The following is a 10999-nucleotide window of genomic DNA, read 5'->3' as shown; positions in this document are numbered from 1 at the left end:
GTCCACCCGCAGGTCTCATCCCCGCATGCTCTGCACCACATCGGAGTACCCCTCGCGGTAGGTCGGAAACTGAAGCCGGTCACCATTGAGAAACCGCTGCAGCGCCGCGCCGTCAATCGTCTTACCCTGCGGCCTGTCAGAGCCCACATCCTCCGGCACGTGAACCTCCAGAAGCCCGGCCAAGAACTCGGCCACCTCGCCCAGCGGGGCCGGCTGCGTGTCCACTGCGTGCAGCAGGGCAGGTGGAGCTGCGGCATCAAGAAGACGGACAATAATGGCGGCGAGATCATCCCGGTGGATCCGATTCGTCATGCGCCGGTGGTCCAGCGGAGTGCCATTGAGCACCTGCTTGATGATGCGGGTTCGCCCCGGCCCATAGATGCCAGCAGCCCGCAGTATGGTGACTGAATTGAAGAGTTCCTGCACATCATGTTCCGCTGCCAGCAGCACCTGGCCGGTCGCCCGCTCGGGCTGCGGTTCTGTCTCTTCAGTGACCACCTGGCCGGTGTGTTCGCCCAGGACGCCAGTGGAGGAGACCAGCACCACCCGCTGTGGGAGTTCGGGCAGTGCCTTCGCCAGGCCGCGCAGAGTCCGCCGGTAGGCCCGCTCATAGCCAGCGGCGTCGTGGGTGTCGGACGTCAGCGCGATCACCACCGCATCGGCGGCGGGAAGCTGCTGCGCCCCTGGGTCCGCCAGGTCCATCCCAATCACCGGAAATGGTAGTTGCCCGGCCTGCGGGGTACGCCGGACTCCGGTGACCTCACGGCCGGCCTTGTGCAGCAGCTGGCCCACAGCTGCGCCCAGGTCGCCGCAACCAGCCAACAGCACATGCTGACTCGGTGGGGTGGGAGGTTCCTCAGCAGGGCGGAAGTGCATGGAGCCAGCCTAAACGCCCGGGCAGCGAAAGTTATCCACAACAGTTATCCACAGTGTGGAAAATGACACTGGTGTAACTTCCCCGGAAATTCACCACATCGTTGATGTCAGGGCTGTTAGGACGGTCTCATGGCAGGCGAGGGGCGCTATCCACAGGACTGTGTGGAATCGTGGGGAATGACGGGACGCTCTGCGGGGCAGTGACCCCTCAGGCGGGCAGGGGCACCAGCTGGATGCCGAGGACTGTCAGCAGAAAGAGCGTCACCGCAAGCCCGGCGAGTCCCCCCACCGTCCAGCGGGTGCGGTGCTTCCGCGGTGCCCTGGAAATGACTAACGCCACCAGGATGCCGGTCAACAGGCCGCCGAGGTGGCCCTGCCAGGAAATATTGGGCACCAAAAAGCTGACCGCCATATTGATACCCACCAGCGCCACAATTCCTCCGGTTTCGGAACCTGAGGACCGCATCAGGATGAACAGCGCTCCGAACAGACCGAACACCGCCCCGGAGGCACCGACTGTGGGACCAAAGGGGTGCGAGAGCCCGAGGGCTGCGCTGATCAGGATCGCCAAGGATCCGCCCCAGGCAGAGAGAACAAGCAGCGTGATGAAACGGGTCCGGCCGATCTCAGGCTCCATGGCTCGGCCGACGAACCACAGTGCGAGCATGTTGAACGCGATGTGCATGGCGTTCCCCGGATGATGCAGCAGCGCCGAGGTCAGCATCCGCCACGGCTCGAACACTGGATACCAGGCGGAAGTGTAGGCCGGGGCGTAAGCCCACATCTCCGTCAGGTCGGGACGTCCGCCGAGCAGTTGACCGCCTGGCAGGATCTGCAGCAGGTAGACCGCCACGCAGATGCCGATCACTGAGTAGGTGACCTTCGGGCGCCCGGAGCCGGTACGCGCACCGAAGCTCGTCCGCGGGGTGGGCCGGCGCCGTCGGGCCTGATCCAGGCACACGGGGCACTGGAATCCCACCGGGGCTTCGATCATGCAGGCAGAGCAAAGAGGCCTATCGCAGCGCTGACACTGCACATAGGCCTCTTTGCTGTGATGCTGAAAACAGGTTCTCAGGCTGCGGCTACTTCAATGGATTCGATGACCACGTCCTGCTTGGGGCGGTCACGCATATCAGTGGGCACGGCGTTGAGCTCATCGACGACCTTGCGGCTCTCGGCATCGCGGACTTCGCCGAAGATGCTGTGCTTGCCCTGCAGCCAGGTGGTGGCTACAGAGGTGATGAAGAACTGAGAACCGTTGGTTCCCTGGCCGTTGCGGGTGCCGGCATTGGCCATGGCGAGCTTATAGGGCTCGGTGAAGTCCAGCTCAGGGTGAATCTCGTCGTCGAACTGGTAGCCCGGTCCGCCCACGCCCTGGCCCAGCGGATCCCCGCCCTGAATCATGAAGTCCTTGATGATCCGGTGGAAGACCGTACCGTCGTAAAGTGGGGTGCCGGTCTTGTCCTCCCCGGTCTCCGGGTGGGTCCACGGCTTGTCCCCGGTGGCCAGTCCCACGAAGTTCTCCACCGTCACCGGGGCGTGGTGACCGAAGAGTTCGACAACAATGTTGCCGGCGTTGGTCTTGATGGTCGCTTTATGGGTAGCAATAGCAGTCATAGGGGCTATTGTTCCATGTAGGCTAAGGAGAGCAACCCATCCTGATTCGGAGGACATGCATGTTCGGTAAGAAGAAGAAACCGAGCCACAGCTGGGGGCACACCGTGCTCGCCGGCCTCGAGAGTGCTCAGGAATGGGCCGCGCCGAAGGTTGGTACGGCCGCTGACTGGGCGGAGGACGCCTACCGCAAGAGTGCTCCGAAGGTACAGGATGCCTCGGCAAAAGCTCTTCACGCGGTGAATGATGGTGCGTCTGTGGCTGGTGCCAAGATCAAAGAATTTTCATCCCAGGCTGGTGAAGGTATCGCAGCGCAGTATGAGAAGCTGCCGCCGAATGCCAAGAAGGAAGTCCAGCGGATCGTCGCAAAGTACGACGACGCCAAGGCAGATTTCACCAAGAACACTCTGCCTGCCGCCTCAGCAAAATTGGGAGGCTACGCGGATCAGACTGCCAAACTGATCCACAAGGCGCAGGTGGATCCGCGGGTGGAGGCCGCACTGGTCAAGGCCACCGGGGATAAGAACATCGTCAAGAAGCTGCGGAAGAACTCTGAAAAGGCCGCTAAGGCGGCGGCCAAAGAGCTCAAGAAGCAGCAGAAGGCGAAGTCCCGCAAGAAGGGTCTGCTGGTCTTCGGTGTCGTCGCCGCCGGCGTGACTGCCGGTGTGGCGGCCTGGAGGGCCTCGAAGCCGGTGGAGGACCCGTGGAAGAAGCCGGAGCCTGTGTCCTCGGCCAGCGTTCCTGCCGATTCGCCCAAGCCCTCGGCTCAGGCGGAGACCAATACCGACGCGAAGCCCGCAAGCGCAGAGGTCCCGTCCCCTAAGCCTGCTGCCTGAGGCTGAACCGGCTCCCATCCGTCAGAGGGCCCCGCACCTGGTGGTGTGGGGCCCTCTTTCATGCGCGCTCATCGCACCCGTGGAGCGGATCCTGCTGAGGTCCACTATCGGGAGAAGCTGCGTCGGGAGGCGTTGGAGGGCCAGGGGTGGCGAGTGGTCCGGTGGGGCAAGCATGAGCTGAGGAGTCCCCCTGAACTCAGCCGTGGGGCAGGTGTTGTGGGTCACTCTGTGCTGTGTAGGCTGTCCAGATGAGTTCCGGAGTATATCTGCGATACCCGCACCTGCAGGGTGACTACATTGCTTTCACCGCCGCCAATGACGTGTGGCTGGCCCGCGCTGAGGGGGGCCGAGCCTGGCGCCTGACCCGCGATGCCGCCCCGGTCCGGCAGCCGCGCATCTCTCCAGACGGTACGGAAGTGGCGTTCATCTCCACCCGTGACGGTCACCATGAGGTCTACGCGGTGGGCGTGGACACAGGCGAGGTCCGGCGTCTCACCTGGTGGGGCAATGGGCGGACCACCCTCTTAGGGTGGGCTGCGGACGGTCGGCTCCTGGTGGCCACCAACGCCGGCGAAGTCCACCGCGATCAGGTGGTCCGGGCCCTCTCGCTCACCGGTGAGTGGGAACGTCTGCACTATGGTTCGGCGACCGGGCTGGCGGTGGCCAGCTCCGGGGCTGTGGCGCTGACCACCACGGAGTACCGCACGCCGGCGCACTGGAAGCGCTACCGGGGCGGGACGGCGCCCAAGCTCTGGCTGGATCCCAAGGGTAAGGGCCAGTGGACGCAGCTCCTTCCGGAAGAGACCGCAGGGATCGTCGACCCCCTGTGGGTCGGCGACGCTCTGGTGTTCGTCTCCGACCGGTCCGCCAGTTTCCCCAAGCGCGCCCAGGAGCAGGCAAATCTCTGGATGTGGAACAAGCCCGCCGGCAATAAGCGCAAAGCCCTCAAACAGCTGACGTTCCAGGATGAGACCACCGGCTATGTCCGGGACGCCACCAGCGACGGTGCGCGCATCGCCTGGCACAGCCGCGGTGAGATATGGATCAAAGACAGCCTCGATGCTGCACCGCGTCGGCTCGACGTCACCCTCCCCGGCACCACACCGGCGCCCCTGTCCCTGCAGCCCACGGCCAACCTCGACCGGCTGCAACCGGATCACGGTGGCGACGCAAGCCTGGTGTCCTGGCGAGGCAAGACGTTCTGGCTGACCCACCGCGAAGGTCCAGCGCGGGCTCTGGCGGCCGAGTCAGGGGTCCGCACCCGCGAACCGGTGCTGCTGGGCACCACCGGACGAGCAGCCGTAGTCACGGATGCTGACGGTGAGGACAGTCTGGAGATCCATACACTGGACGGGTCGGCAGCACCAGAACGGATCCTCACCGGGGAACTCGGCCGCGTACTGCACCTGGCCTCCGACCCGGCCGGAGAAAGGCTCGCCGCAGTTTCCCACGACGGGTGGGTCCGTCTGATCAACCTCGCCTCCAAGAGGGCGCGGCGCGCGGCTGGACCAGCGGTGCGCGACCTTCTGCAGTCCACCTGCGGAGAGCCTCAAGCGCCGTCGTTCTCCCCGGACGGAAGGTACCTGCTCTGGTCCCACCCCACGGCCGGGGAAGGCCAGATCCACCAGCTGATGGTCGTGGACACCGCCGGTGACCATGAGCCTGTGGCACTGACGGACGACCGTTTCCACGACTTCTCACCGGTGTTCACCCGTGACGGCAAGTACATCGCCTTCCTGTCCAACCGGACGTTTGACCCGCATTACGACACCCATGAGTTCTCGCTGTCGTTCTCCGGTGCCACCCGCCCCTGGCTGCTGCCCCTCTCCGCCTCAGAACCACCACCGTTCGGGCCCAGCTCTCAGGGCTGGCCGCTGTCGGCCCAGACCGAAAAGCCGGACGAGGACCAGGCAGAGGCTCCATCGAAGGACAAGGCCCCCGCGAGCCCAGATGTTGACGCTGAGCGTGCCGAGGAGCGGGTGATCCCTTTCCCTGTCCCGTCCGCGGAGTACCGGCAGCTGCGCACCGCTGACCACGCGCTGCTGTGGATCGTGGTCCCGCAGGAGACCGGAGAGCTGGGCTCCCGGCGGGCCGGGGTGCCGGGTGACCAGCCTGCCGAGCAGCTTATCCGTTGGGACTTCAATCAGCGCAAGACCGAGGTCATCGTGGACAAGATCACTGACTACGCGGTCTCCGGCGACGGCGAGCGGATCGTGGTCCGGCATCAGGACACGGTCACCGTTCGGCCCTCCACCAAGAAAGTGGAGGACGACGACGCCGAGAAAGTCACCGTGGACCTCTCTCGCCTGCGTTTCCAGTTGGACCAGTCTGCAGAATGGCGGCAGATGTTCGAAGAAACCTGCCGCCTCATGACGCAGCAGTTCTGGCGGGCCGACATGGACGGGGTGAGATGGGACTCGGTGGTCGCCCGCTACCGGCCGCTGGTGGACAAGGCCCGCAGCAAGGACGACGTCGTCGACATCCTGTGGGAAACCGTGGGAGAGCTCAACACCTCCCACGCCTACGTCATCGATCAGGGCCCATCCTTTGGAAAGGACCGAAGACTCGGGCTGCTGGGGGCCGATCTCTCACCGGCCGAGCAGGGGTGGCGCATCGACCGGATTCTGCCCAGCGAGTCCTCCGAGCCGCAGGCGCGCTCGCCCCTGCACGCAGCAGGGGTGGACGCCCGCCCCGGCGATGTCATCACTGAGGTGGACGGGCAGCCGGTGGATCCGATTGCCGGGCCGGCGAAGCATCTGTGCGGCGCGGCCGAGAAACCTGTGGAGCTCGCCCTGGACCGCGGCGGTCAGAGGCGACGCGCCGTGGTTCTCCCGCTGGCCGATGAGGCCACGCTGCGGTACCAGGATTGGGTGCGCTCGCGCCGGGAGTACGTGGCGGAGAAGACCGAGGGCAGGTTGGGCTACCTCCATGTCCCGGACATGGTGGCCACCGGCTGGGCTCAGCTGCACCGTGACCTGCGGCTGGCCGCCCGTGCGGAGGGACTGATTGCCGATGTGCGGTACAACGGTGGGGGCCACACCTCCCAGCTGGTCATCGCGCGGTTGGCTCAACGGGTGGTGGCCTGGGCTCGGGCACGGCATCAGGATCAGGCCATGGCCTATCCTGACGGCGCCCCACGAGGACCGGTGGTACTGGTCGCCAATGAGAACTCCGGCTCCGACGGCGACATCGTCAATGCGGTCGCCCAGGCCATGGAGCTGGGCCCCGTGGTCGGCACGCGGACCTGGGGCGGAGTTATCGGCATCGACGGGCGGTTCAACCTGATTGACGGCACCGCGGTGACCCAGCCCAAGTACTCCTTCTGGATCGAAGGCAAGGGCTGGGGCGTGGAGAACTACGGTGTGGACCCGGACATCGAGGTGGTGCATCCACCCGGCCAGCTCTTCCGTGAGGAGGATCCGCAGTTGGATCGGGCTATCGAAGAGGCCTTTGCTCTCTTGCAGCACACTCCGGCCGCGGCACCGCCGGAGCTGCCCGCACCGAGGGTGAGAAGCTGAGAGTCACCGCCAGCGCATGGTCATGAAGAACCCGACCATGGCGATGGAGAACCCGATGATGATGTTCCAGCCTCCGGCGGCGCTGATCGGCAGAGCCCCGGAGGTGACGTACCATGTCATCAGCCACAACAGGCCCACAATCATCAGGCCGAACATCGTCACCCGGTACCACGCCGGAAGCGACTCATCCTCGCTGTCGAGACCGTCCACACTGAACTGCTGGGCACCGCTCAGCGGAGATTTCGGATCGTTCGACTGAGAATCGCCGGCATTGCGGTTCTTCCGGCGTCGGGACTCGGGCACGGGTCACTCCTGAATAATTCGGTACTCTGTCAGCGTCTGACTTCCTCCGCGCTATTCTACGCAAAGCGAGCAACTGCCCCCGATGACTCAGTCAGCAACCCGACGCCGGCCGGCGCTGCCGCCGCAGAGCCCACCGCCCGGGACGCGTCGTCGTTCGGTGGGCTCGAAGGTTCTTGGTGGGCTGGGGGAGCTCTTCATCACGCTGGGTGTGGTGGGTCTGCTCTATGTGGCCTGGGAGCTGTGGTGGACCGGACTTGAGGCGGAGTCGGACCGGCAGCAGACCTTGGAAGAGTTCCACTCTGACATGCCCATCCCTGCTGAGACAGCAGCCGCAGCGGGCGACGAGTCGGTTCCGGCCGACTTCGAGGTCTGCTTCACGCTGGCGGACGGCACCGAGATCGGTTGTGCTGCCCACATGCGCAGCCGCACGGGACCGGAGGACATCATGGGCACTGTCTATGCTCCCCGCTTGGGGGATACGTGGGCTGCACCGATTCGCCACGGCACAGGCGCTGAACAGATCGACCGGGGCGGGGTGGGGCACTATACGCAGACTCAGCTGCCGGATGAACCAGGGAACTTCGCCCTGGCCGGACACCGCAATACCAATGCCTCCATGCTGGGCGACCAGGACCGGCTGGAGCCGGGTGACCCCATCTATGTGGTCTCATATGACGGGATGTATGTCTACGAGGTCCGGGAGCGTCACGTGGTGGCGCCCGAGGAAGTGGAAGTGCTCACCCCGGCCCCGCGCTCGCGCGGCGGGGAGACAGAGGCCGCCATCCTGACCCTGACCACCTGCCATCCGCGGTATTCCAACCGGCAGCGACTCATCCATCACGCTGAGCTGGTGGACTTCGTACCTCCTGGTGGTGCAGCGCCCGAGGGGCTGCACCACCATGCACCTGTAGTGGAGATGTTCGACGTCGGCGGAGGAACGGGCTGATGTACGCCTGGCTCTTCCGGCGAGTGCTGCCCGGACCACTCTGGTTCCGAATCCTCACCAGCGTGGTGCTCCTCGCGGCGGCGGTCTACGGTCTGATGCAGTTTGTCTTCCCTGTGCTCAGCGAATACAGCCCATTGGGCGAAGTGACTCTCGATGGCGGATAATTGAGCGTTATGACTCGCATTCTGGTCGTCGACAATTACGACAGCTTTGTCTACACACTCGTGGGGTACCTGCGCGAGCTCGGCGCGGAGACCACGGTCATCCGCAATGACGACCTCACCCTGGAGGAGGTCACCGCACTGGCCGCCGAGCACGACGGCGTGCTCATCTCCCCGGGTCCCGGAACCCCTGCCGATGCAGGGTGGACGGTGGAGCTCATCCGCTGGTGCGGCCAGACGCGGTCACCCATGCTTGGAGTCTGCTTGGGCCACCAAGGCCTCGGTGAGGCGTTCGGCGCGACCGTGACCCACGCGGATCAGCTGATGCACGGCAAGACCTCGCCGGTGACACACACCGGCCACGTGTCCTTCTCCGGCCTGCCCCAGACTTTTGAGGCGACCCGCTATCACTCCCTGGTAGTGCACCCGGACACCGTTCCGGAGGACCTCGAGGTCACCGCCACCACCTCCGACGGCGTCATTATGGCCTTCGCGCACCGCAGCGCCCCGCTGTGGGGGATGCAGTACCACCCGGAGTCAGTGCTGACGGAGGGAGGCTACCGGATGCTGGGCAATTGGCTGGAGTCGCTGGGACTGCACGGTGCCGCGCAGAAAGCCGCTGAGCTGAACCCGATCCGCTGAGCTGAATCCCGCTGACAAGGGAGCCCCCGCGCTGCGGCCTGCGATGCTCAGCGTGGCCGGGACGACGCCGTCTGGCGGGCCAATTCCGTCAGCCTCGGCAGCGACTCCGGCGCTGACTGCGGTGCCTGCAGGGCACCGAGGGTCTGCCCGAACTTCCGCTGCACTGCGGTGCTGATCAGGAAGTCTGCAATAGCCGGGTTCTTCGGCAGCAGCGCACCATGGAGGTAACTGCCGAGCACGTTGCGGTACCTGGCGCCCTCGTGGTTGTCACGCTCATTGTTGCCCTGACCGACCACCACCTCAGCCAGAGCTTTCGCCGTGGGTCCGAGGTACGTCTGTCCGGAATGGTTCTCGTAGCCGATGATCTGGCCGAAGTCCGGTGACTCGGAGACCACATTCCCAATCAGCCGGTTGTCCGTTCCGTAGGTTTCGACGTCCAACACCCCAATGCCGGAGATACGCGAGCCGCCCCGGGTTTCAAAGAAATGCCCGAAGAGCTGATAGAGCCCGCAGACCATCAGCATCGGTGTCCCCGCCTCAGCCAGCCCGCGCAGGCGTTCACCGAGCCCCAGCAGGTCCTGCTGGATGCGGTCCTGCCCTGAGTCCTGTCCGCCTCCGCCGATCACGATGTCCGGCGCCTCGGGGAACGGGTCGCCCGGGTTGTAGGTGAGCATCACCGGGGTGAACCCGTACCACTGGATCCGCCGCATGAGTACCAGAGCATTGCCGTAGTCGCCGTAGATATTCATATCCCGCGGATAGAGCTGCAGCAGGCGGATCTGTTTGTCCTCAGATGAATGTGGTCTCATCAGTTGAAGGCCTCCACCTCGGTGTAGGTGCTCAGGTGTTGGCGCAGGTCGAGCATGGCCGTGTAGGTGCAGAAAATCCGCTTCGGTTTCTGTGGATGCGCAGCGAGGAACGCCTCCAGCGCGGTGCCGAGATCCGGCTCCACGGCGGCGATGTCCACGCGGTCATAACTCAGCCGCAGCGCCATGTCATAGCTGCGGACCCCTGAGACCATTGCCACGCCGCCCTCGGCCAAGGAGTCGAATCCCACGTCCCACAGCCAGCTCATATCGCGGCCGTCGGCATAATTATCATTGATGGCGATCATGGTCGCCACGCCCGCAGCGGAGAAGCTCGACAGCCCCAGACGGAACCCTGCAGGGTTCTTCACCAGCACCAGGTCCAGTGGTTGGCCCCCCACGGTCAGAGACTCCCCGCGGCCGAAGGCGGGGGAGGCTCGGCGCAGCGAGTCCAGCAGGGCCTCCTGGTCGATGGTGTCGCCGAGGACCAGCCTGACCAGGGCCAATGCGGCGGCAGCGTTGTAGGTGTTGTAGGCACCATTGACAGTCAGGTCAGTGGTGATCTCCTCGTCACCGAGACGGAATGTACCCTGCTGCGTGCCCAGGCCGGTCAGCAGCACATCCGCCTCCGGCAGCGCGCCAGCGGCAGCGGGCTCCGCACCGTGGAGCTCGTCATCTGAGGGGAAATGGGTCCGCAGCGCAGGTGCTAATCCGAAGTAGCGCACCTCCTGGGTGGTGAGCGCATCTGCGATCCTCGCGATCCGGGAGTCTTCACGATTAAGCACCACCCCTTGCGAGGTGTGCTCGGCGATCGTGCGCAACAGCGCGGCGGTGGAGTCAATCTCTCCGAAGCGGTCCAGCTGATCGCGCATCACGTTCAGCAGCAGGGAATACTGGGGGTTGACCGCCCGGACAAAGTGCACCGCGTGAGCCTCGTCCAGTTCCAACACCGCAATGTCTGCTTTGAGCCTGCCCATGGGGCTGATCTCCCCGAGCATAGAGGCCACCACGCCGCGGGTGAAGTTGGAGCCGGAGCGGTTGGTGAACACCCGCAGGCCCTGGCCGCGCAGAAGTTCGACCACCATCTTGGTGGTGGTCGTCTTACCGTTGGTGCCAGAGATGACCACGACGCCGCGCGGCAGCTGGGCGAGCACCGCGGCGAGAAAACCCGGATCGATGCGCTCTGTGACCAGTCCGGGAAAGGCAGAGCCCGAGCCGCCGCGCAGCCTGGTCAGGGCGCGTGCGGCCTTGCCGAGGGCGATCGTGAAGGGCCGGGGAAGGCGCATCCGCTTCATCG

General features: G+C 65.1%; 11 protein-coding genes. 5 read left to right on the top strand and 6 right to left on the bottom strand.

The genetic code is table 11. The features are described 5' to 3' along the window. Positions 1-15 precede the first annotated feature (15 nt). The 3 genes from FEF27_RS00315 to FEF27_RS00305 form a co-directional block, all read right to left on the bottom strand. Positions 16-876: an NAD(P)H-binding protein gene (locus FEF27_RS00315; RefSeq protein ID WP_138168834.1), complete on the bottom strand. Its 861-nt coding sequence runs from the start codon at positions 874-876 to the stop codon at positions 16-18. Positions 877-1084: 208 nt separating this feature from the next. Further along, positions 1085-1870, bottom strand: a complete 786-nt coding sequence (locus FEF27_RS00310) for a rhomboid family intramembrane serine protease (RefSeq protein ID WP_138168833.1) — start codon at positions 1868-1870, stop codon at positions 1085-1087. 77 nt (positions 1871-1947) lie between these two features. Then, a complete protein-coding gene (locus FEF27_RS00305; protein ID WP_138168832.1) occupies positions 1948-2493 on the bottom strand; it encodes a peptidylprolyl isomerase in 546 nt (181 codons plus the stop codon). Positions 2494-2552: 59 nt separating this feature from the next. Between FEF27_RS00305 and FEF27_RS00300 the strand changes: the two genes are divergently transcribed. Continuing rightward, positions 2553-3326, top strand: a complete 774-nt coding sequence (locus FEF27_RS00300; protein WP_138168831.1) for a hypothetical protein — start codon at positions 2553-2555, stop codon at positions 3324-3326. 248 nt (positions 3327-3574) lie between these two features. Then, positions 3575-6844, top strand: a complete 3270-nt coding sequence (locus FEF27_RS00295; protein ID WP_138168830.1) for a S41 family peptidase — start codon at positions 3575-3577, stop codon at positions 6842-6844. Between the two features lie 3 nt (positions 6845-6847). Here FEF27_RS00295 and FEF27_RS00290 read toward each other — a convergent pair whose 3' ends face one another. Then, positions 6848-7147: a cell division protein CrgA gene (locus FEF27_RS00290; protein ID WP_138168829.1), complete on the bottom strand. Its 300-nt coding sequence runs from the start codon at positions 7145-7147 to the stop codon at positions 6848-6850. An 82-nt stretch (positions 7148-7229) separates the two neighbouring features. Between FEF27_RS00290 and FEF27_RS00285 the strand changes: the two genes are divergently transcribed. The 3 genes from FEF27_RS00285 to FEF27_RS00280 are packed head-to-tail and all read left to right on the top strand — an operon-like array spanning position 7230 to position 8896. Beyond that, on the top strand, positions 7230-8093 hold the full coding sequence (locus FEF27_RS00285) for a class E sortase (RefSeq protein ID WP_138168828.1): 864 nt from the start codon (positions 7230-7232) through the stop codon (positions 8091-8093). Then, the gene (locus FEF27_RS13260) at positions 8093-8257 is read left to right on the top strand and encodes a hypothetical protein (protein WP_166429860.1); all 165 of its coding nucleotides are present in this window, start codon (positions 8093-8095) and stop codon (positions 8255-8257) included. Before FEF27_RS00285 ends, FEF27_RS13260 begins: the two co-directional genes overlap by 1 nt. Before the next feature lie 9 nt (positions 8258-8266). Continuing rightward, positions 8267-8896, top strand: a complete 630-nt coding sequence (locus tag FEF27_RS00280; RefSeq protein WP_138168827.1) for an anthranilate synthase component II — start codon at positions 8267-8269, stop codon at positions 8894-8896. 47 nt (positions 8897-8943) lie between these two features. Here FEF27_RS00280 and FEF27_RS00275 read toward each other — a convergent pair whose 3' ends face one another. Together FEF27_RS00275 and FEF27_RS00270 are read right to left on the bottom strand one after the other, a co-directional pair. Then, the gene (locus FEF27_RS00275; RefSeq protein WP_138168826.1) at positions 8944-9705 is read right to left on the bottom strand and encodes a type 1 glutamine amidotransferase; all 762 of its coding nucleotides are present in this window, start codon (positions 9703-9705) and stop codon (positions 8944-8946) included. Then, positions 9705-10997 carry a Mur ligase family protein gene (locus FEF27_RS00270; RefSeq protein WP_138168825.1) on the bottom strand — a complete coding sequence of 431 codons (1293 nt, stop codon included), beginning with the start codon at positions 10995-10997 and terminating at the stop codon, positions 9705-9707. The genes FEF27_RS00275 and FEF27_RS00270 overlap by 1 nt, the downstream gene beginning before the upstream one ends. Between the last annotated feature and the right edge of the window lie 2 nt (positions 10998-10999).

Origin of the sequence: Nesterenkonia sphaerica (assembly GCF_005771565.1) — a bacterium.
GTDB classification, from domain to species: Bacteria; Actinomycetota; Actinomycetes; order Actinomycetales; family Micrococcaceae; genus Nesterenkonia; species Nesterenkonia sphaerica.
Note: the sequence above shows the minus strand (reverse complement) of the source record. Positions and strands in the feature narration are given on the sequence as shown.